We start from the raw sequence: 19,754 nt of genomic DNA, 5'->3' as shown, positions 1-19,754 counted from the left end.
TTCGCCACGATCCGCCAGTTCTGAGGCATTGGGTACGCGGCGCGCAGCCGATAGCCTCAGGAGGTGGAATCAGTGCAGCCCCCCGCCGGTTCCCAGGTCTCCCGCGTACCGGCGCAGCGGACCCCGCCGGAGCAGATGGCGCCTCCCGCGCCCGCTCCGGCTCCGGTGCGGCCGAAGCGCCCGCTGCGCACCGTGCTCGCGATCGTCGCGGGGGTGGTGGCGTTGCTCTGCGCGGGCGGCGCGGTGGTCGGCTTCGTGCTGTACGACCGGGCGACCGCCCCGGACCGCAGCGCCCCGGACGTGGTGGTGGACAACTATCTCCGGGCCTTCCTGATGGACCGCAACGACATCAAAGCGGAGGAGTACACCTGTGGCGGGCGGGCAGACCTGGACGGTGTGCGGGCGCTCCGGGACGACCTCGTGGCCAGGGAACAGCGGTTCGGAACGACAATCTCGGTGAGTTGGGGTCCGCTGACCGCCCGAGAGTCCGGCGACGTGGCGGCGGTCGACGTCGAACTCATCATCTCCGCCTCCGTCGACGGCGTCTCGCAGACCGACCGGCAGGGCTGGCGGTTCGAGACGAGGCGCGGGGACAGCTGGGGTGTATGCGCGGCTCGACGCGCCGCCTGAGGTCCGTCTATTCCAGCCAGAGCAGGTGGACCGGCACTTCCAGGGTGGTGGGCGCCTGGCCGCGCCAGGCCCAGCGGTACCACTCCAGTTCCGGCGCCACCCGGACGCAGATGTCGCCGTCGGCGCCCGAGTAGGTCTCGGTGACCGCGCGCAGGTCGCGTCGCTCCGCGCCGCCGTCCACGTGCACCACCCGCCGACCGGTCACCGCGTCGGCCTCGAACACCGGCGTCGGCGGACGGCGGGTCGGCACGTCGAGCGAGACCAGCCGGATGCTCGACCCGGTGGGAGCCGGGGGCGGCCGGCGTTCACCGACCGTCTCGACCCAGACGCGTTCCACCGGCACGAGCGGTGCGAACACCTCAACCTGCTCGGACTCGGCCCGGTACCACTCGTGCTCCGGGATGACCGGCACGTAGGTGCGGCTGCCCTGGACCACCCGCTCGTCGGCCCGCAGGTCACCGCGCCAGCCGAGGCCGGGCAGGCCGACCAGCACACGCCGACCGCGTAGCTCCGCCCCGCCGACGGCGGGCACGACGTCGATCGGGCGGGGCGGCAGCGGAGCCCAGTCGGGCCGGTCCGCGAAGGGATCGGGAAGCGGGTTGCTCATCGGCGGGACCTCACTCGGTCTCGCCCAGGGGCGCGCCCCGTTCGCGCATGAACGGCACCGGGTTCTCGGCGCTGCGGCTGGACCGGTCGCTGTCGTGGTGCACCTCGAAGTGCAGGTGCGGGCCGGAGGAGTTGCCGCTGGTGCCGGAGAGCCCGATCACCTCGCCGGCCGCGACCTGCTGGCCCGGGCGGACCCGGGGTCGTTCGATCATGTGGCAGTAGCGGGTGATGAACCCCTCGGCGTGCAGGATGTCCACGAACCAGCCGCAGCCGCCCTTGTCCGGCCAGCCGTCCCGGTCGCAGTCCCGCCGACCGGCGTGGTCGGGGTCGCACTTGGACACCAGCACCCGCCCCGCCGACGCGGCGTGGATCGGGGTCCGCTTGCCGGCGGCCAGGTCCACGCCGTCGTGGCTCGGGCGGGCCTCGGTGCGGAAGCCGGACACCACGCCGCCGGGCAGCGGCGCGGTCCAGCCGGAGGCGGCGATCCGGGTGCCGGCAGCGGCGTCGCAGACGGCCTTACCGGCGATCTCGACGGTCCGGGCCGCTCCACCGGCGAGCGCGTCGACGATCCGCCCGGCCAGGCCCTCGTGCTTGGCGTACGCGTCGGGAAACGCGCTGACCTGCACCCGCTGGGCCACCACACTGAGCGGTCGCTGCTGCCAGTTCGGCACCTTCGCCATTTTCTGGTAGAACTTGCGGGCCGCGTACGAGGGCGTCATCCGCTGCTCGACGCTGCCCCAACCGGGCCGCTGCTGGAACAGGCCCACCGAGTCGTGGTCGGCGCCGACCCCCTCGTGCGGCAGGGCCAGCGATGCCGGCACCGTGCTGTTGGCCAGGTTCCGCAGGGCGGACTCCTGCATCGCGGTGGCCAGCGCGATCACCCAGCCGCGGGCGGGGAGCTTCATGTCCTGACCGACCTTGATGATGACGGCGGCGTTGCGCAGCTGGCTCTCGCCGTAGTCGGCGAAGTGCGGCATGTCCCCGGTCAGGTTCACCTGATAGGCAGGGTCGCAGCTCAGGCCGGCGAGCTTCGGGTCCTCCGGGTCGCCGCCCAGCTCGGTGAGGAGGAACGCGCCGGCGCCGCCGACGCAGCAGAGCAGCGCGAGCACGGCGGTGACCGCGGTGGCCAGCACGCCGAGGCGCAGCTTGCGGCGAGCCCGCGCGACGACGGCCGGCCCGGTGCTCACGAGCGCTCCCAATCGACCGCGTCCACCAGCCACGGTCCGTCCGGGGCGACCAGTTCGAGCCGGAGCGTGCCGCTGTCCAGCGGGATGGACGCCTCCACGAAGGACTCGGTGCGGGGGCGCAGCGTCGGCGGGCCGGTGGTCCGCTGCGCGGGGACGGTCTCCGGGTCGGCCCCGGTCATTTTCTCCACCAGCGCGGGGCTGGACAGCGGGCGGAGTCGAGCCTGCCAGGCCTCGGCGGTGCTGCCCGGGCCGGTCAGCCACGCGGTGGTGAAGCGCGCGGCGACCTGCTGGGGCGTGGGCTCACCCGGGCGGGTCCGCGGGGCGACCGCGGCCGGCGGGCTGGACAGCACCCCGTCCTCACCGGCTTCCGGGTCCGCCGTGCTGATCGGCTGGGTGGGGCGGACGGCCACGCCGGTGCCCGGCTCGCCGGGCCCGGAGACGAGCCGGGCCGCGCCGATCACCCCGAAGACCAGGACGGCGATCACCAGCGCGACGCCGAGCCGGGACCGCAGGACCCGGGTGAAGAGGAATTCCACCGCCCGTCGCACGTGTCACCTGGCCTCGGAGCGGATCCGCGGCGCCGGCCGCGCCGCGGGCGTGCCGCGGTCCGCCGAGTCCGGCCGGTAGACGGCGTAGGAGGGTGCCTCCTCGGGCACGTCCGGCTCGGTCCAGGTGGTCGGTGCCCGGCGCGGTCGGGGAGCGGCGGTGGGACGCCCACCCCGGCGCTCGGTCGCGGGCGCCTCCTCCGGCCGTTCCCGCCCGTCCGGGCGTTCCCGTTCGACGGTCGTGGCGGCGTGCGCCGGATCCTCGTGCCGGGCTTCCGGCCGCAGGCTGCGCTGGTCGGCCGCGATGCCACGCCGCCGGCCGAGTGCTGGCTCGTTGGTGCCGCCGGGTTCGGCCACGTCCAGCCGTGCGGCGACCCGCATGTCGCGGAAGAACCGGCGGTGCCAGGAGCCGGCCGAGCTGACCGCCTCGCTGCTGTCCTTGCCGCCGAGCTGGGTGATCCGCCGGTACGGCCGCAGCAGCAGCCACCCCACCACGCCGCAGAGCCAGACCAGGACCACCTGGAGCCAGCCGGGAAGCGTGGCCGTGTTCATGATCAGATCGACGGCGAAGAGGTAGATGGCCGCGCCGGTGCCGAAGATGGCGATGTTGAACACGGCGGCCACCACGGCGTTGGCGAGCCGGCGCAGCCCGGCGCTGGCCGGGCGCATCAGGCCGACGGTGCCGAGGATCGGCGCGGCGATCACCGCCCACCGGAAGATCAGGAAGCCGAGCAGCACCAGCACCGACGCGGTCAGGTCGAACATGGCGAAGAGCAGCGAGGCCAGGACCGCGATGAAGCCGGCCCCGATCCGGTCCATGTCCTTGGTGCCCTGGAGATACTCGTACGCCTCCGGGTCCTCCGACTTGATCTGCTCGGCGACCCGGGCCCACTGCTGCTGCTTGGCCTTGATAGTGGCCTCACGCGTCGCCGGGTTCTGGCGGAGCTTCTCCGACTCCACCCAGGTCAGCGACTTGGCGTCGTAGAGGGCCGGGCCGTACTTCTTCGCGGTCGCGCTGTCCGCCGAGCCGAGCACGCCCCGCAGCCAGTTGCGGTAGAGCATGGTCTCGGTCGCGGTGTCACTGGCCCGCACGGCCGGCGGACGCTTGTCGACACAGGCGCTCGGGTTGGGCAGGACGCACTTGTCCGGCGGGATGTCTCTGGTGGCAGGGCCGACCGCGTCGTGCACGACGCCGAGCGTGGTGATCAGCGTGCTGTCGGCGATGTTCGCGGACTTCACCGGCCAGGCGGCCAACGCGGTCACCGCCACCATCACCAGAATGGCCCAGCCGGCAGTGGTCATCGCGTTGCTCATGTCCGACTGGCGGGAGCGCCAGAGCAGGTAGAGGCCCACCACGCAGATGGTGATGATCCCGAAGACGCTGAACACCTTCTGGTAGACCGCCTTGGTGGCCTGCTCCACCAGCGGGTCCGCCCAGCGCCACATGGTCCGGGGATCCCATGCGCGTTCCCGCAGCGCGTTCGACGCGCCGATCACCGCGTTGGCGAACATGAACTCGCCGTTCGCCACCATGGTGGTGAAGCGGTAGTCCGGATGGAGCACCGACGAGGCGCAGCCGCCGTCCACGTCGTACGTGGTGTAGCTGTAACCGGCGTACCCGTAGTCGCTGTAGAGGCCCTTGGGGCCGGGCTGCTTGGCCGAGTCGGGCCGGGACGCGAACCAGCCGGCCAGGCCCGAGTCCGGCGCGCCGGGGACCGGCGCGTTGCGGCACTCGACCTGGTCCTCGCTGACCGCCTTGAGTCGACCGACGCAGGTCCGGAAGTCGGTCTGCCACTCCTTGGTGCTGCACAGCTCGGCCCGTGCCTGGTTGGTCGGGCCGGCCGCGGACGCGGGTGTGGCGCCGATCAGCGGCCAGGAGATCGTGGCTCCGGCGAGTACGCCGAGAGCGATGAGGAGCGCCGCGATCCGTGCCCGGGCCCTCGCCATGTCACGCCTCCAGGTCAGCCAGCACGGTCGGGAGTTGCCCGGCGGCCTGGGCGACCGCGGCGGGGGTGGTGTCCAGGTGCTTGAGCAGCCCGTCGACGTACGACACGTCGACCCGGACCTTCTGCACGCGCCCGTCGACGTCGCGCATGACGAACTCACGGAACCCGAGCCGGTTCGCCGAGCCGCTGTCGGCCTGGGAGAGCGAGGCGAGGGTCGCCTCGTAGCCGTCGTCGACCGGCACCCGCAGCAGCCGGAGCGCCTCGGAGGCGATCTCGCTGTCCTCGGCGATGCGGCCGACGAAGACGGTGGAGACGAGGTTCTGCACGTCGAGGCCGAGGATGTCCTTCGGGTTCTGCGAGGCGACGAGCGCGGCCAGATTCCACTTGCGGGAGTCGCGGGCGAGCCGGACCAGGAACGACCGACCGGAGCGCCAGCCCTCCATGAAGTGGGCCTCGTCCAGGCCGACGAGCTTGCGGGAGGACATGGAGCCGCCGTAGCAGCGGCGGACCGCGAGTCGGTGCGCGGTGTGCAGCATCGGCAGGGCCAGGGCTTCCTCGGCCGACCAGTATTCCCGCTCGATCTTGAGGTCGGGGAGCCGGAGCCCGGCCATGGTGATCACGGTGAGCGCGGCGTCGGCGCCGAGCAGCCCCTCCGGCGGCCGGCCGAAGAAGAGCATGGCCAGCGGCATCTCGGCGGTGTCGAGCAGCAGGTTCGCCAGCTCGCGCCCGGCGTCGTCGTCGAGGCCCTGGAGGCAGGTGACCACGTCGTCCAGGGTGGACGTCTCCTCGGCCGGCACCTGGCGCACCGCGTGCCGGAACAGCGTGGCGGTGGACGCCTCCCGGGCCACCTGCGGCGGCACCAGCATCATGCAGATGTCCTGCACCAGCATCCGGCGCTCGGCGCGGGCGTTGGAGACGGCGATCTCGAACTCGCGGTCACCGGCCGGCCCGGTGGTGAACTCGCTGCGCAGCGGCGTGGGGATCAGCGCGTAGGGCGCCAGCGTGCCCTGCTCGGAACCGGTCAGGTTGAGCACCCGTGAGTAGGGCGCCAGCTCGGGCATGGCACAGAGCCGGGCCAGCGGGCCGGAGGGGTCGAGCAGCGTCACCTGCACGCCGCGCCGCGCGGACAGGTAGCCGAGCGCGCCGAGCAGCGTGGACTTGCCACCGCCCGGCTCGGCGACGAAGACGGCGAGGCCGGATCGCTCGCGGACCTCCATCGGGAAGTGCAGGTCGAGGAAGACCGGGCGGCGGCAGGTGCCGGCGGTGCGGCCGATCAGGTCGCCGCGCCGGTCGCCGACGGTGCTGGCGGCCTGGGGCAGCGCGGCGGCGAGCAGGTTGACCGGCATCCGCCGCACGTAGCCGGTGTTGGCGATCGGCTCACCGGGGATGAACTCGCGGGCCAGCCAATCCTGGTTCTTCGGATGCTGGAGCGAGATCCGCAGCTCGCGGGAGTAGAGCTGGATGAGCCGGCGGGCCCGTTCCAGGCACTCCTCCCGGGTGCGACCGCCGACCGCGATCCGGTGCCAGCCGTGCGCGCGGGCCGAGTCGACCGGCAGCCCGGTGGTCATCTCGTCGCCGATCACCAGCGCCCGCTTGGCCAGCCGCTCCAGCTCGGGCGGCGCGTCGATGCCGTGCTCGGCGTAGTCGAGCTGCTGGGAGCGGATCATCCGGAGCCGGTGTTCGAGGTTCCGGAAGGAGTCGTTGGGGCCGAGGATGTCGACCCGGGTGGACAGTTCCATCGGCCACGGCAGCCGCTCGTGGAAGTGCAGCCAGGGCTCGTGCCGCTCGGGGATCTCCAGCGGCTCCATCCGGCCGACCGCGAGCACCGCCACGTGCCGTTCCTCGCCGGTCATCCGGTTGACCAGCTTGACCGTCGAGCCGTACGGCGTGCGGTAGCGCTCGACCTGCTCGGTGAGGGCCAGCAGGTCGCCGCGTTCCCACCGGCCGTTGGTGATCGGGGAGAGCACGCCGGGCGGCGCCATGCAGAGCGCCACCGAGCGGTAGAGCAGCCACTCCAGCTCGGGCGCGCTGACCCGCCGACCGCGCATGCCGAACGCGCCGAGCACCTCGTCGAACTGCTCGACGGTGCGGCCCAGCCGGCGCCGCTCACCGTCGGCGGTGCCCCGGCCGAACGTGCGCAGCAGTCGCTCGGTGAGCGAGTCGCCGAGGGACCGGCGGGCGAACGTGACGCCGAGGTAGGTCTGGCCCTCGGCATGGTTGACCGACATCAGGTGCCGCTGGGCGGCGACCAGGTGGTCGGCCCAGCCGGTGGTGCCGGGCACGTCGGGCAGCGGGGCGGCGGTGAGCCCGTCGATGGTGCGGGCCCACTCGTCGGCGGGGAAGGGGCGGGTGGTGCGGCGCAGGTGCAGGCGGAAGCCGGCCAGGCCGGCGTACTGCTCGGAGATCGCCGAGAGCAGCGCCTCGCGTTCCGCGTCCGGGCGGAACGCCCAGCGCACCTCGGGCAGCCAATACCACGCGGTGACGGTGTTGGGGGTGAAGGTGAGGTGGCCGGCGATCTCGGTGATGGCCAGCTCGACCGACGGGTCCCGGTCACCGAACTTGATCTTCGGGGCGCGGACCCGGACCGGTTTGGCCGGCTTGTCGCGGCGGTCGGCGGAGCGTTGCCGGGGCGGTGTCACCTCCCGGTGCGCCGGCCGCCCGACCTCGCGCGACGGCGCGGCCGGCATCGGGTACGCGTCCACCGGCTCGGGTTCCGGCTCCCGCCGCTCGGTGTGGTGGGCGGGTGCCGGCGCCGCGACGGGCTCGGTGGCCGGCTCCGGCTCGGCGGTGGGCCGGAGCGCCGGCAGCCGGTCGCCGGCCTGGAGCGGCACCCGGCTGCGGGTCGCGGGCGGCGGGTCGATCGCGGGCGGCGTCGGAGGCGCGGCGATCGCGGGCTCCGGCCGGGGCCGCCCGACCGCGCGTACGCCGGGGGTCTGCTCGCGGACCGGCGGCTCGGGCTCGACCGGGGGCGCCGGCTCGACCGGCGCGACGGGCTGGTGCGGGATCGGCAGGGCGTCACGGCCCACTCCCCGCCGGGGCGGTGCCACCACCGGCTCCGCAGGCGTGACCGGCGGGACGGCGGGGCGACGGACCCGGGGTGACGCGCCGCCGAACAGGTCGAGGAAGGGTGAGTCGATGTCGCCGTCGGGGCGTACCGGCTCGCGCGGTTCCGCGCCGCGTGCCGCGAGGGGGCGAGGTGGCTGGAAGACGCCGACCCGACCGTGCCCGGGGCTGGTGACCAGCGCCGGGTCCAGGACGACCTCGTCCACCTCCTCGACGTCCGGGTAGTCGAACGATCGCGCACGGTGACCGGGCGGCCCGCCCGGGCGCCCGGCCGGGGAACCCGGCGTGGAAGAGCGACTCATGCGACCGCCTCACCCGCGTCGTTCGTCTGCACCGTCGGTGTACGCCCGGTCATGCCAGTTCCTCCCGGATCCTGATCCGGCTCGCGACGAGGCGCGGGTCCCGCAGCTCGGCGGCCGGCTCCCGGGTGCGTCGCCAGTCGGTCAGCGCGGTCCGGATGACCATGCGCGCCGGCCGGTCCGGGTCGACGTACCGGAAGATGAACGAGGTCGTCACGATGGCGAGCGAGATCTCCCAGGCGGGAAAGAGCTCGACCTGGAGCGTGAACAACCAGTGGATGAACACGTAGAGGGGTACGAGCAGCATGAACAGGCCGTACTGGGCGTACGGCAGGTGGACGGGAAGGGTGTAGCCGGGCGGGCCCAGGTAGACCAGGCGTGCCCGGTAGATGTCGTCGTCGGTGCGCAGCCGCATCGTCGCCCAACGCCCTACTCGAAGATGAGGTTGATCAGGTAGTCGCCGACGAAGAAGAGTGTGGCCGCGCCGGCGATGAAGGCCAACCCGATGATGGCGATGGCCGAGCTGGTCAGCACCTTGGAGATCTCACCCCGGCTGGCTCGGCCGATGAAGATCACGCCGAGCACGGCGAGCAGGATCGGCGCGACCTTGCTGGCGAAGAAGGTGACGACGTTGTCGGTGTCGATGCCCTTCGGGGCCGGCTCGGCGAGTGGAGTCGACGCCAGGGTGTGGAGCGCGTGGTCGACGGCGGTCGACGCCGTTGCCATGAGCTCGATGGCGATCACTGGAAACCTCCCCAAAGGTCGCGGCCGGCGGTGCCGCGGTGGTGCAGTTAGGCAAGCCTGGCGGGATGGTGCTCGTCGGGAACAGCGCACTCGACGCTGAGTCCGTCACTCGCCACACAGGGTGGTGAGTCCTGGGCGGATTCGTCCCGCTTCGGCCCTCCCTCCAGGCTTCGCCATCTCGATGCTGGGCAATTCCAAAGCGTACGGGCCGGCCACCTTTGCGACAAGCCGCGAAGAGTGGACCCGGAACGACCCGGACGTCCCATCGTACACCTGTTCCAATGCGCACGTCAGGGCTGCCGGATCCGGGGCTCGCCCGGTGGCCGGAAGCCCTGCCGGCGAACGGTACTGTCGGGTCCGTGACCGATCTGGTACGAGCGGATGCCCCGGTGGTGATGGGCGTCCTCAACGTCACCCCCGACTCCTTCTCCGACGGCGGCAGATACGCCGATCTGGACGCCGCCGTCGCACACGGGGTGCGACTCCGCGCGGCCGGCGCGGACCTCGTCGACGTCGGCGGCGAGTCCACCCGGCCCGGCGCCGACCGGATCGACGCGGAGACCGAGACCGCCCGGGTGTCGCCGGTGGTCCGCGAGCTGAGCGCCGCCGGCATCCCGGTCAGCATCGACACCAGCCGGGCCCGGGTCGCCGAGGCCGCGCTCGCCGCCGGGGCGGACGTGGTGAACGACGTGTCCGGCGGCCTCGCCGACCCGGACATGGCCCGGGTGGTCCGCGACGCCGGCTGCCCCTGGGTCCTCATGCACTGGCGGGGGCACTCCCGTGAGATGCGGGACCTGGCCACCTACACCGACGTGGTGGCCGACGTCCGGGCCGAGCTGGGCCGGCGGGTCGACGCGGCGCTCGCCGCCGGGGTCGCCGCCGACCGGATCATCGTCGACCCGGGGCTCGGCTTCGCCAAGACCGCCGCGCACAACTGGGAACTCAGCGCCCGCCTGCCCGAGCTGGTCGACCTCGGCTTCCCGGTGCTGTTCGGCTCCAGCCGCAAGTCCTACCTGGGCCGGCTGCTCGCCGGCCCGGCCGGCGATCCGCGCCCGACCGCCGGGCGGGAGGCCGCGACGGTCGCGACCAGCGTGCTGGCCGTGGCGGCCGGCGCCTGGGGGGTACGCGTGCACGACGTGCGCGGCACCGCCGACGCGCTCGCCGTCTGGCGCGCCACCGGCCGCCCGCGGCTGGCGACCACGACGCGGACCGGGGCGGCCGGCGCCGGCACCGGAGGGCACCGATGACCGACCGGATCGAGCTGACCGGCCTGCGGGCGCACGGCCGGCACGGCGTCTACGACTTCGAGCGCGCCCAGGGGCAGGAGTTCGTGGTCGACGCGGTGCTCGAACTCGACCTGGGCCCGGCCGCCCGCTCCGACGACGTGACCGACACCGTGCACTACGGCGAGCTGGCCGAACGGCTGGTCGCGGTGGTCACCGGCGAACCGGTGAACCTGATCGAGACGCTGGCCGACCGGCTGCTCGCGATCTGCCTGGCCGAGCCGCGGGTCGTCGCCGCGACGGTGACCGTGCACAAGCCGGAGGCCCCGATCCCGCACGCCTTCCGGGACGTGGCCGTCACCATGCGGCGTACCCGGTGACCCGGGCCGTGCTGTCGATCGGCAGCAACCTCGGCGACCGCCTCGACCACCTGCGAACCGCGGTGGCCGCGCTCGGCGACGAGGTGCTGCTGGTCTCCGGCGTCTACGAGACTCCACCGTGGGGGGACGCGGAGCAGCCCGCGTACCTGAACGCGGCGGTGATGGTCGCGGACCCGGCGGCCGCGCCGGGCGACTGGCTGGCCCGGGCCCGGGCCGCCGAGGCGGCGGCCGGGCGGACCCGCGACCCGGCCCGCCGGTACGGGCCGCGCACGCTGGACGTGGACGTGATCGCGGTCTGGGACGACGCCGGGCAGCCGGTGCTCGTCGACGACCCCGAGCTGACCCTGCCGCACCCGCGCGCCCACCTGCGGGCCTTCGTGCTGCGGCCGTGGATCGACATCGAGCCGCACGGCCGGCTGCCCGGGCACGGCTGGCTGACCGACCTGCTCAACGCCGAGCCGCTGGCCGGCGACGCCCTGGAACTGAGCCCCCGACCCGATCTGACGCTAGAGTCGGACGCATGAGTACGGCCCGGAACCCGCAGGACCCCGACCGCTTCCGGATGGGTCCGACCCGGGTCTCCACGCTGGTGGTGGCCGGTCTGGCCGCCGCCGCGGTGGCCTGGCTGCTGATCAGCGGCTTCTACTACGACTTCGCGCCGGACCTGCCCTGGCTGCCGGTGATCACGCTGGCCGGGCTGGCCGTGCTGGAGGGCTACGCGGCGGCCAACACCCGCAGCCGGATCGAGCGGCGGCCCGGCCGGGAACCGGTGAACCCGCTGCTGGTCGCCCGGTTCGTCGTGCTCGCCAAGGCGTCCGCGCTGGCCGGAGCCATCTTCACCGGCTTCTACGCCGGGCTCACCGGCTGGCTGTTCGTGGAGCGGACCAACGCCGCCGTCGGCGACCGCCCGGCCGCGGTGGCCGGGCTGGTCGCCTCGCTGGCCCTGGTCGTGGCCGCACTCTGGTTGGAGCGCTCGTGCCGGGTGCCCGAGCAGGAGGACGACGAGGACCGGGAGCCGGGCGACCGGGAGACGCCGCGCGGGCGCCGCTGATCCGAGGGTTCCGCCACCTCGCGCCCGCAGGTACCGTCCCTGGCGACCGGAGAGCGACGGCCGCCGCCGGTCCGCCCGAGGAGTGGGCCGGACGCGGCCACCTGGGAGGCGCGGGCCAATGGGGTACGACCAGTCGGGCCGGACGGTCCCACCGGAGACGTCGTCCGGCGTGCCCGCCGCGGTACTGGAGAACGTCTTCGACGACCCGACCCACGGCGAGCCCGGCCGGGACCGGATCGCGGTGCACGTGGTCTGGGAGTTCGCGCTGCTCGCCGGGCTGGCGGCGGTGACCTGGCTGCTCTGGCGGGAAGACTCGGACGCGTTGCGCGGCGGGGCGCTGAAGACGCTGCTGGTCGACGTGGCCGGGCTCGGCCTGCTCACCCTGGCCGCCGGTCTGAGCCTGCGGGCGGCCGCGGTGAACCTGGCGATCGGCCCGGTCGCGCTCGCTGCCGCGCTGCACTACGCCGAGCAGGGCGACCGGGGCGCCCGCGAGGTGCTGCTCCCTGCACTAGCGGTGGCGGCGGTCGCCGGGCTGGCGCTCGCCCTGGCCGTGGTGGTGCTGCACGTGCCCGGCTGGGCGGCGAGCCTGGCCGGCGCGGCCGGCGTGATCGTCTGGCTGGAGCGGCGGACCGCCCCGGTCACCGTCCAGGGCGACTACGACCCGCGCCGCGCCGCGCTCTACCTCTTCGTCGGCTTCGCCGCGGTGGCCGTCCTCGGTGGCCTCTTCGGCGCGATCAAACCGGTGCGCCGGCTGATCGGCCGGTTCCGTCCGGTCGCCGACCCGGCCCGCCGACGGGGCGCGGTGGCCGCCTCGGTGACCGCGCTGGCGCTCGTCGGCTCCACGGTGCTGGCCATGCTCGGTGGGATGCTGATCGCCGCGAACGGCGACGGCACTGTCGCTCCGGGCACCGGCCTGGACTGGTCGGTGCTGGCGGTCGGCACGGTGCTGCTCGGCGGCACCAGCGCGTACGGCCGGCGTGGCGGCATCTTCGGCGCCCTGCTCTCGGTCTGCCTGGTGGTGGTGTTCCTGGCCTGGACGGTGGCGCACGACTGGACGGTCAGCCGGTGGGCGGTGGGCGGCGCGGCCCTCGGCGTCGGGCTGCTGGTCACCCGCCTGGTGGAGGCGTTCGGCCGACCCCGCCCGGCGCCGCCGGGCCCGCGCGCGTCCGGGCCGCAGCGGCCCACCGGCGACGGCACGCTCAGCAGCGGCTGGGCGATGACGCCGGCGCCCGAGCCGGCCGACACCTGGCCGTCGGTGCTGCCGATGCGCACCGACACCGACACGCCCGTCGACGCGTGGGAGGCGCCGCGCTGGGAGAGCGAGCCGCGACGCTGGGACGCCGACGACCGCTGACGCCGGCCGGGGGCGTCGCGTCCGGCGGGCCGGAGCTGATCTCGCCGGTTAGGCTCGGCGGCATGACGGAGACTCCTGCCCCCGGCGGCCGTACCTTCGACGAGCTCGACAAGCTCTCCACCGAGGAGCTGCGCGAGCAGGCGTTCCACCTGGCCCGGGAGCGTCGCGACGTGGGGTTCTTCTGGTCCGTGCTGCGGCACCTGCCGAACGCCGACGAGGCCGCCGCCCTGGACGGGGCGCCGAACTCGGTGGGGCCGACCATCGACGAGGCCAACGCGCTGTGGCGCGAGTTGACCGGGCACGGCTACGACGAGTCCGCGCCGCTGCTGCGCGCCGCCTTCATCGACTACCTGATGAAGCACTGATCCGGTGGCCGTCCGGCGGCCGGCGGCGGTCGCGCGGTGGGGCAGGTTTGCCCGGCGCGGCGGCTCGGGAACTGACCGTTCCATGGCCCTCACCAACCGCCCCCGCACCGTCGGCCGGTACGGCACGGCCGCCGGCACCGGCACGCTCGCCGCGTTCCTGCTCGTCGCGGTCGGCGGCAGCCCGATGTACGTGGGCTGGGCGCAGGGCCACACCGACCCGACCGGCGCCGGCGGCTGGTTCCTGCGGCTGCTGGCCTGGCCGGCCTGGCGGTGGCACGCGGACGAAGGGCTGCTCACCGCCAACCTGCGGGCGATCCTGCTGATCGTGGCGGCCGCGGCGCTGCTCTATCTGCTGCCCGGTCCGCAGGTGGACCGGGTGGCCGCCTCGGGCAGCCAGTTCCTCTCCGGCTGGGGCGCGTACGCCCTGGCGGCCGGCGTCGCCGCGCTGCTCGCCACGCTCCTCGGGCCGGGCGGCACGCTCTACGCCGCCTTCCAGGCCGCCAGCGCCGGCGTCACGTACGGCTTCTTCGCCGGCTGGATCGTCGGCCTGGCCAGCCTCGGCGGCCGAGCCTGATCCCGGCCGGATCGTCAGCCCGGCCAGGTCGGGCGGGCCGGGATCAGTCCACCGCCCCCATGGCGAGCACCCGGGCGCGGGTGAGCAGGCCGACCGGTCGGCCGTCCTCGGTGACCACCGCCCGGTCGGCGCCGGAGGTGAGCAGCGCGCCCAGCGCGTCGTAGGCCGAGCTACCCAGCGACACGGTGGGCAGGCCGGCCCGGTCGCCGGCCGGGATCGGGTCGAGCGCGGCGTGGGTCACCGGGGTGACCGCCAGCCGTCGGATGCCCCGGTCGGCGCCGACGAACTCGCGGACGAACGCCGAGGCGGGCGAGCCGAGCAGCGCGGCGGGGGTGTCGTACTGCTCCAGGACGCCGCCCTCGGACAGCACCGCGATCCGGTCGCCCAGCCGCACCGCCTCGTCGAGGTCGTGGGTGACCAGCACGATGGTCTTGCGGACCTCGGCCTGCAGCCGGAGGAACTCCTCCTGCAGCCGGGTCCGGACGATCGGGTCGACGGCCGAGAACGGCTCGTCCATCAGCAGCACCACCGGGTCGGCGGCGAGCGCCCGGGCGACACCCACCCGCTGCCGTTGGCCGCCGGAGAGCTCGTGCGGGTAGCGCCTGCCGAACTGCGCCGGGTCGAGGCCGACCAGCTCCAGCAGCTCGTCGACCCGGGTCCGGGTCCGGTCCCGGGACCAGCCCAGCAGCCCCGGCACGGTCGCCACGTTCGCGGCCACGGTCTGATGCGGGAACAGGCCGACGTTCTGGATCACGTAGCCGATCCGGCGCCGCAACGTCACCGGGTCGACCCTTGTGACGTCGTCGTCGCCGAGCAGGATCCGCCCGTCGGTCGGCTCGATCAGCCGGTTGATCATCCGCAGCACGGTGGACTTGCCGCAGCCGGACGGGCCGATCAGCACCACCAGCTCGCCGGCCTTGACCTCGAGGCTCAGCTCGCGGACCGCCTCGGTGCCGTCCGGGTAGCGCTTGCGGATGCGCTCCAGCGTGATCGAGGCGGCGCCGTGACCGGTGTCGCTCCCCGGGGTAACGTCCACGTGTGTTCCTCCACCTGAGCTACCGGGCCGCCCCGGGTAATCCGTGGTTCTCCTGGCAGTACGTGCGGGACAACTCTGACAGCATCCTCGCCGCGTTGCGCGAGCACACCTGGTTGACCGCCCGGGCCGTGGTGATCGCCGCGCTGGTGGCGCTGCCGCTCGCGGTGGCAGCGTACTGGTTCCGGTCGCTGGCCGCGTCCATCCTGGCGCTGACCGGGGTGCTCTACACCATCCCGTCGCTGGCGCTGTTCGCCTTCCTCGCGCCCTACCTCGGCATCGGCGCGGCGACCGTGCTCACCGTGGTGGCGCTGTACGCGCTGCTGGTCATCGTGCGTAACACGCTGGCCGGCCTGAACCAGGTGCCACCCGAGGTGCGGGAGGCCGCCGAGGGCATGGGCTACGGCCGGTGGGGCCGGTTGTTCCGGATCGAGCTGCCGCTGGCGCTGCCCGGCATCCTCACCGGCGTACGGCTGGCCACGGTGTCGACGGTCGCGCTGGTCACGGTGGGCGTGGTGGTCGGTCGGGGCGGGCTCGGGCAGCTCATCTTCGCCGGTTTCCAGAACAACTTCTACAAGGCGCAGATCATGACCGGCACCGTGCTCTGCGTGCTGTTGGCGTTGGTGCTCGACCTGATCCTGGCCGGGGTCGGTCGGCTGCTGACCCCGTGGCTGCGCGGGAGAATCTCATGAACCCGGTGCAGGCGGCCGTGACCTGGCTGAACGATCCGCTGAACTGGACCAATCCCGGCGGGGTGCTGGACCGCCTCGGCGAGCACCTGAGCATGTCCGCCCTGGCGGTGCTGCTCGGTTGCCTGGTGGCCTGGCCGGTCGGCCTCTGGCTGGGACACAGCGGCCGGGGCGGCGGGCTGGTGCTGCTGGTCTCCAACGTCACCCTGGCGATCCCGACCCTGGCCCTGCTCACCATCCTGCCGCTGACCTTCCTCGGGTTCGGCCGCGCGTCCGTGGTGGTGGCGCTCGCGGTGTTCGCGGTGCCGCCGCTGCTGGCGAACGCGTACACCGGGGTCCGCCAGGCCGACCCGGAGGCCCGGGACGCCGCGCGCGGGATGGGGCTCTCCGGCGGGCAGGTGCTGCGCCGGGTGGAACTGCCGCTCGCGGTGCCCTACCTGGCGGCCGGTTTCCGGACCGCGGCCGTGCAGGTGGTGGCCACCGCCGCGCTTGCGTCCTTCGTCAACGGCGGCGGGCTGGGCCAGATCATCCGGGCCGGCTTCGGCCTCGACATCGCGGCCGGCGGCGGCCAGATCATCGCCGGGGGCGTCCTGGTGGCCGGTCTGGCGATGCTGGTCGAGGGCGTACTCGCGGTGGTGGAGCGGATGGTCACGCCGCGTCCGCTGCGCCGGGCCCGGCGGCGGGCGAACCGCCGCGCCGCCGCGGCCACGGCGGGGGGCTGACGCACCCGCCCAGGGGAGGCGCTGAGACGGCGGTCACCGCCGCGCGGCCGCCCGGTGACGATCGGATGACGAAATTCGCTCCGAATTTGTCGGTGGGGTCCGTGAGGATGTTGGGTGGAGTCGCGGGCGGCGTTCGGATCGCCCGTCGGACACGCGGCCGGCCCGAAGGGGTCGCGCCGGGACACGGAAGGCGGGCACCTGATGCGCGCACGTTCACGGCTGGCCGCGGGTGCCTTCGGCGCCCTCGTCGCGGCGAGCCTTCTCACCGGCTGCGGCGACGCCGGCTCGTCCGGCACCGACGCCCCCGAGGCGGGCGCCTCGGGCGCCGGTTGCGCCCCGGTGGCGGGTGACCAGCTGGTCGTCCTCACCGACGACAAGAAGCTCCAGAACACCGACAACGTCCTTCCCGCGATCAACGCGAAGGCGGCCACCCCGCAGCTGGTCGCCGCGTTGGACAAGGCCTCCGCGAAGCTCGACACGCCCAAGCTGATCCAGCTCAACCGGGCCGTCGACGTCGACCGCAAGACGCCCCAGGTGGCGGCGCAGGAGTTCGCCGCCGCCAACGGCGTGACCGACGGCATCGAGAAGGGCCCGGGCGGCCAGGTGACGGTCGGCGCCGGCAACTTCAGCGAGAGCCAGACGGTCGCCGAGCTCTACAAGATCGCCCTCACCGCGGCCGGCTACCAGGTCAAGGTGCAGACGATCGGCAACCGTGAGCTCTACGAGCCGGCTCTGGAGAAGGGGCAGGTCCAGGTCGTCCCGGAGTACGCCGCGACCATGGCCGAGTTCCTCAACACCAAGGCCAACGGCAAGGACGCGCAGCCGGTCTCCTCGCCCGAGCTGGAGAAGACGGTTTCGGCGCTCAAGACCGAGGGCGACAAGGCCGGTCTGGTGTTCGGCCAGCCGTCCCAGGCGCAGGACCAGAACGCCTTCGCGGTCACCAAGGCGTTCGCCGACAAGTACGGCGTGTCCACCCTCTCCGACCTGGCCGCGAAGTGCTCCGGTCAGGCCACCGTCCTGGCCGGTCCGCCGGAGTGCCCGCAGCGGCCGAAGTGCCAGGCCGGCCTCGTCGAGGTCTACGACTTCAAGGCCGGCTCGTTCAGCTCGCTGGACGCGGGCGGCCCGCAGACCAAGAACGCGCTCAAGACCGGTTCCGCCAGCGTCGGCCTGGTGTTCTCCTCCGACGCCGCGCTCGCCACGAGCTGACCCACCCGCCGCCGGCCGGTCGCACCGGCCGGCCGGCGGCGTCCCAGCCGGGCGGCAGCACGCTCAGCGGTCCGTGCACCGGAGCGCGTCGACCCGTTCCCCTCCGGTGGAACTCTCGGTACTCTGCACTCCCATGCCCGCCTCGGTCGCCCCCGCCGACAAGCGCACCCCGACGCTGCTGACCGTCCTGTTCTGGATCGGCGTGGGTCTGGCGCCTCTGGCCGCGCTCATCCTGCTGATCGCCGACGGCAACGGCACGCTCCGGTTCGGTGCGGTGCTCGCGATCCTCGCCGTGGTGCTGATCGGCCTCTCCATCGCGCTGCGGGCCGAGAACGGCGCCGACGCCGAGGAGCTGCGCGAGGAGTTGGAAGAGCTCCGCCGCGAGCTGCGGGCCGAGATCGTGGCCGCCGCGCAGCGCGGCAACCAGGCCCTCGACCAGGCGCGCCGCGCGGAGGAAGCGGCCGGCGCGGTACGCCACCGGCTCGACGCGGCGGCCGCGGGCCTGGCCGCCGCGCCCGCCGAGGAACGGCCGGGCGGCCGGGCCCGGGTGCCGCTGGCCGGGGCGTACGAGGCGGGTCCGGCGCATCCGACCGGCCGTGCCGAGCACGAGCCCGGCGGCCGCTACGGCGCCGACCAGCGGGCCGAGCCGGCGCGGGCGGGCCGGCACGACGTCGAGCGGACCGGCGCCGACGGGTACGCCGCCGAGGGCCGGGCACGCCCCGAGCCGCGGGGCGCGGGGCGCGACCGGTCGGCCGACCACGACGAGGAACACCCCGGCTTCGCCGGTCACGCCGCCGAGCCGGCCCGGCCCGCCGGACGCGCCTCGGCCGGCGTCTACGGGGCGGCCCGGGCCCCCGAGCCGGGGGCGCGGCCGGCTTCGCGTCCGGTCGGCGTGGTCCACCACACCGAAACCGTGCACGTCACCACGCGGCACACCATCGTGGGCGGCGGCGAGCCGTCCGGTTCCCGGTACGGCGGATTCTCCGGACGCTGGTCGCCGCAGGCGGAGGACCGGCAGCGCGGCGCGGAACCGGCCGAGTACCGGGACGCCGGCCGGGACGATCGTGTGCGGTCCGGTGCCGACCCGGACGGCTGGCCCGGGAGCCTCCGGGCCGCCTCCGGCGCGGAGCGGTCCTGGCCCGGTGGTGCGCACGACGACCACTCGCGGGACGACGGCTCCCGGGCGGGCGGGTCGGGCGGCGGGTGGACCGGCGACGGTTCCGGGCGGGCCGGCGACGACGGCTCGGGGTGGGCCGGGGACGGCTCCGGGTGGGCCGGGAACGGTTCCTCGTGGGGCGGCGACGGCTCCGGCCGGGCCGGTGGCGAACATCCCTGGTCGGGTGTCGGCAGGGCCGTGGCGGAGGAGCGGGGCCGGCCGTCGCGGGCGGCGGACGACGGCTGGTCCGCCGGCGACGACCGGGCGTGGCCGGTGGACGAGCCACCGGCGCCGGCCGGGCCGTACGGCCGGGCGGAGGCGGACGGCCGGGCGGAGCCGGTGGAGCGGTACGGCCGGGCGGAGCCGGTGGAGCGGTACGGCCGGGCGGAGCCGGACGAGCGGTACGGCCGGGCGGAGCCGGACGAGCGGTACGGCCGGGCGGTGCCGGTGGAGCGTTCCGGCCGGGTGGCATCCGTCGAGCCGGGCGGCGAGGACTGGTCCGAACTGCGGGCCGGCAGCCGTTGGGCGGCGGTCCGCGACGACGGTCAGGGTCGGGAGTACCGGGTCGGCGAGCGGCGGGCCGCGGTGCACGCGGACGGCGACGGCACCGAGTACCGCGTGGAGGACCGGTGGGCCGCGATCCGGGGCGCCCCCGGTGAGTACGGCGGTTCGCCGCGCCACGACCCGGAGCCGTCGTACGGCGGCTCGGCGTCCCCGTGGCACGACCCGGAGCCGTCCTACGGCGCCGGCCGGTCGCCGGAGAGTCCGCCGGCGTTGCCGGCCGGTGGGGTGTCGGTGCCGGACGAGTGGCGACCGCCGACCCAGCGCAGCGGCCAGCCGGAATGGCGCCGGCCGGAGCCGGAGTGGCGGCAGCCGGAGCCGCAGTGGCGGCAACCCGAGCCGGAGTGGCGCCGGCCGGAGCCGGGCACCTACGGGCAACCGCCCGGGGACCACGCCGACCGCTGGCGCTGACCGCGCGCG

General features: G+C 74.5%; 20 protein-coding genes. 12 read left to right on the top strand and 8 right to left on the bottom strand.

Features of this window, described 5'->3' with window-relative positions; all coding sequences use genetic code 11:
• Positions 1 to 72 precede the first annotated feature (72 nt).
• Positions 73 to 630 carry a hypothetical protein gene (locus tag GA0070213_RS25790; RefSeq protein WP_091070170.1) on the top strand — a complete coding sequence of 186 codons (558 nt, stop codon included), beginning with the start codon at positions 73 to 75 and terminating at the stop codon, positions 628 to 630.
• 7 nt (positions 631 to 637) lie between these two features.
• On the opposite strand, the gene GA0070213_RS25785 is transcribed toward GA0070213_RS25790, so the two are convergent.
• Genes GA0070213_RS25785 through GA0070213_RS25755 form a run of 7 tightly spaced genes read right to left on the bottom strand, consistent with a single transcriptional unit; the run spans position 638 to position 9,020 of the window.
• Positions 638 to 1,237: a hypothetical protein gene (locus GA0070213_RS25785; protein WP_091070167.1), complete on the bottom strand. Its 600-nt coding sequence runs from the start codon at positions 1,235 to 1,237 to the stop codon at positions 638 to 640.
• A gap of 10 nt (positions 1,238 to 1,247) precedes the next feature.
• Positions 1,248 to 2,423, bottom strand: a complete 1,176-nt coding sequence (locus GA0070213_RS25780) for a M23 family metallopeptidase (protein ID WP_091070165.1) — start codon at positions 2,421 to 2,423, stop codon at positions 1,248 to 1,250.
• Positions 2,420 to 2,971, bottom strand: coding sequence for a hypothetical protein (locus GA0070213_RS25775; protein WP_091070162.1), 552 nt, complete (start codon positions 2,969 to 2,971; stop codon positions 2,420 to 2,422). Before GA0070213_RS25775 ends, GA0070213_RS25780 begins: the two co-directional genes overlap by 4 nt.
• A 3-nt stretch (positions 2,972 to 2,974) precedes the next feature.
• Positions 2,975 to 4,915 (bottom strand): hypothetical protein, encoded by a 1,941-nt coding sequence (locus GA0070213_RS25770; RefSeq protein ID WP_091070160.1) that lies wholly within the window; start codon positions 4,913 to 4,915, stop codon positions 2,975 to 2,977.
• A 1-nt stretch (position 4,916) separates the two neighbouring features.
• Positions 4,917 to 8,279, bottom strand: coding sequence for an ATP-binding protein (locus tag GA0070213_RS25765; protein WP_091070157.1), 3,363 nt, complete (start codon positions 8,277 to 8,279; stop codon positions 4,917 to 4,919).
• Positions 8,280 to 8,328: 49 nt separating this feature from the next.
• Positions 8,329 to 8,691: a hypothetical protein gene (locus GA0070213_RS25760; RefSeq protein ID WP_089157613.1), complete on the bottom strand. Its 363-nt coding sequence runs from the start codon at positions 8,689 to 8,691 to the stop codon at positions 8,329 to 8,331.
• 14 nt (positions 8,692 to 8,705) lie between these two features.
• The gene (locus GA0070213_RS25755; protein ID WP_091070155.1) at positions 8,706 to 9,020 is read right to left on the bottom strand and encodes a hypothetical protein; all 315 of its coding nucleotides are present in this window, start codon (positions 9,018 to 9,020) and stop codon (positions 8,706 to 8,708) included.
• 359 nt (positions 9,021 to 9,379) lie between these two features.
• Between GA0070213_RS25755 and folP the strand changes: the two genes are divergently transcribed.
• From folP to GA0070213_RS25720, 7 genes are all read left to right on the top strand, one after another.
• Positions 9,380 to 10,267, top strand: a complete 888-nt coding sequence (gene folP / locus GA0070213_RS25750; protein WP_175441495.1) for a dihydropteroate synthase — start codon at positions 9,380 to 9,382, stop codon at positions 10,265 to 10,267.
• Positions 10,264 to 10,623 (top strand): dihydroneopterin aldolase, encoded by a 360-nt coding sequence (gene folB, locus GA0070213_RS25745; protein ID WP_091070150.1) that lies wholly within the window; start codon positions 10,264 to 10,266, stop codon positions 10,621 to 10,623. The genes folP and folB overlap by 4 nt, the downstream gene beginning before the upstream one ends.
• The gene (gene folK, locus GA0070213_RS25740) at positions 10,620 to 11,147 is read left to right on the top strand and encodes a 2-amino-4-hydroxy-6-hydroxymethyldihydropteridine diphosphokinase (RefSeq protein WP_091070148.1); all 528 of its coding nucleotides are present in this window, start codon (positions 10,620 to 10,622) and stop codon (positions 11,145 to 11,147) included. Before folB ends, folK begins: the two co-directional genes overlap by 4 nt.
• Positions 11,148 to 11,185: 38 nt before the next feature.
• On the top strand, positions 11,186 to 11,674 hold the full coding sequence (locus GA0070213_RS25735; protein WP_175441506.1) for a DUF3180 domain-containing protein: 489 nt from the start codon (positions 11,186 to 11,188) through the stop codon (positions 11,672 to 11,674).
• 118 nt (positions 11,675 to 11,792) lie between these two features.
• On the top strand, positions 11,793 to 13,028 hold the full coding sequence (locus GA0070213_RS25730; protein ID WP_091070143.1) for an ABC transporter permease: 1,236 nt from the start codon (positions 11,793 to 11,795) through the stop codon (positions 13,026 to 13,028).
• Positions 13,029 to 13,090: 62 nt separating this feature from the next.
• Complete coding sequence (locus GA0070213_RS25725) at positions 13,091 to 13,393, top strand: hypothetical protein (protein ID WP_091070141.1); 303 nt, start codon at positions 13,091 to 13,093, stop codon at positions 13,391 to 13,393.
• Between the two features lie 82 nt (positions 13,394 to 13,475).
• Entirely contained in the window at positions 13,476 to 13,967 is a 492-nt protein-coding gene (locus tag GA0070213_RS25720; protein WP_091070139.1) for a hypothetical protein, read from the top strand.
• Between the two features lie 43 nt (positions 13,968 to 14,010).
• Here the strand turns inward: GA0070213_RS25720 and GA0070213_RS25715 are convergent, their stop codons facing one another.
• Entirely contained in the window at positions 14,011 to 15,003 is a 993-nt protein-coding gene (locus GA0070213_RS25715; RefSeq protein WP_091070137.1) for an ABC transporter ATP-binding protein, read from the bottom strand.
• Between the two features lie 2 nt (positions 15,004 to 15,005).
• Here GA0070213_RS25715 and GA0070213_RS25710 point away from each other — a divergent pair, with 2 nt between their 5' ends.
• The 4 genes from GA0070213_RS25710 to GA0070213_RS25695 all read left to right on the top strand — a co-directional run bounded on the left by GA0070213_RS25710 (position 15,006) and on the right by GA0070213_RS25695 (position 19,745).
• Entirely contained in the window at positions 15,006 to 15,692 is a 687-nt protein-coding gene (locus GA0070213_RS25710) for an ABC transporter permease (RefSeq protein ID WP_091070134.1), read from the top strand.
• The gene (locus GA0070213_RS25705) at positions 15,689 to 16,411 is read left to right on the top strand and encodes an ABC transporter permease (RefSeq protein WP_091070133.1); all 723 of its coding nucleotides are present in this window, start codon (positions 15,689 to 15,691) and stop codon (positions 16,409 to 16,411) included. Before GA0070213_RS25710 ends, GA0070213_RS25705 begins: the two co-directional genes overlap by 4 nt.
• A gap of 201 nt (positions 16,412 to 16,612) precedes the next feature.
• Positions 16,613 to 17,617, top strand: a complete 1,005-nt coding sequence (locus GA0070213_RS25700; RefSeq protein WP_091070411.1) for a glycine betaine ABC transporter substrate-binding protein — start codon at positions 16,613 to 16,615, stop codon at positions 17,615 to 17,617.
• A gap of 133 nt (positions 17,618 to 17,750) precedes the next feature.
• Positions 17,751 to 19,745 (top strand): hypothetical protein, encoded by a 1,995-nt coding sequence (locus GA0070213_RS25695; protein ID WP_091070130.1) that lies wholly within the window; start codon positions 17,751 to 17,753, stop codon positions 19,743 to 19,745.
• Positions 19,746 to 19,754: the final 9 nt, after the last annotated feature.

Source organism: Micromonospora humi (assembly GCF_900090105.1).
Classification (GTDB): Bacteria; Actinomycetota; Actinomycetes; order Mycobacteriales; family Micromonosporaceae; genus Micromonospora; species Micromonospora humi.
This window is presented reverse-complemented; position numbering and strand designations above follow the sequence as displayed.

What these genes read in the sequence shown, in the direction of transcription:
- GA0070213_RS25705 (WP_091070133.1), top strand. Translation starts at nt 15,689, where the DNA reads ATGAACCCGGTGCAGGCGGCCGTGACCTGGCTGAACGATCCGCTGAAC.
- GA0070213_RS25730 (WP_091070143.1), top strand. Translation starts at nt 11,793, where the DNA reads ATGGGGTACGACCAGTCGGGCCGGACGGTCCCACCGGAGACGTCGTCC.
- GA0070213_RS25700 (WP_091070411.1), top strand. Translation starts at nt 16,613, where the DNA reads ATGCGCGCACGTTCACGGCTGGCCGCGGGTGCCTTCGGCGCCCTCGTC.
- GA0070213_RS25720 (WP_091070139.1), top strand. Translation starts at nt 13,476, where the DNA reads ATGGCCCTCACCAACCGCCCCCGCACCGTCGGCCGGTACGGCACGGCC.
- GA0070213_RS25735 (WP_175441506.1), top strand. Translation starts at nt 11,186, where the DNA reads ATGGGTCCGACCCGGGTCTCCACGCTGGTGGTGGCCGGTCTGGCCGCC.
- GA0070213_RS25760 (WP_089157613.1), bottom strand. Translation starts at nt 8,691, where the DNA reads ATGCGGCTGCGCACCGACGACGACATCTACCGGGCACGCCTGGTCTAC.
- GA0070213_RS25765 (WP_091070157.1), bottom strand. Translation starts at nt 8,279, where the DNA reads ATGAGTCGCTCTTCCACGCCGGGTTCCCCGGCCGGGCGCCCGGGCGGG.
- GA0070213_RS25770 (WP_091070160.1), bottom strand. Translation starts at nt 4,915, where the DNA reads ATGGCGAGGGCCCGGGCACGGATCGCGGCGCTCCTCATCGCTCTCGGC.
- GA0070213_RS25725 (WP_091070141.1), top strand. Translation starts at nt 13,091, where the DNA reads ATGACGGAGACTCCTGCCCCCGGCGGCCGTACCTTCGACGAGCTCGAC.
- GA0070213_RS25695 (WP_091070130.1), top strand. Translation starts at nt 17,751, where the DNA reads ATGCCCGCCTCGGTCGCCCCCGCCGACAAGCGCACCCCGACGCTGCTG.
- GA0070213_RS25785 (WP_091070167.1), bottom strand. Translation starts at nt 1,237, where the DNA reads ATGAGCAACCCGCTTCCCGATCCCTTCGCGGACCGGCCCGACTGGGCT.
- folB (WP_091070150.1), top strand. Translation starts at nt 10,264, where the DNA reads ATGACCGACCGGATCGAGCTGACCGGCCTGCGGGCGCACGGCCGGCAC.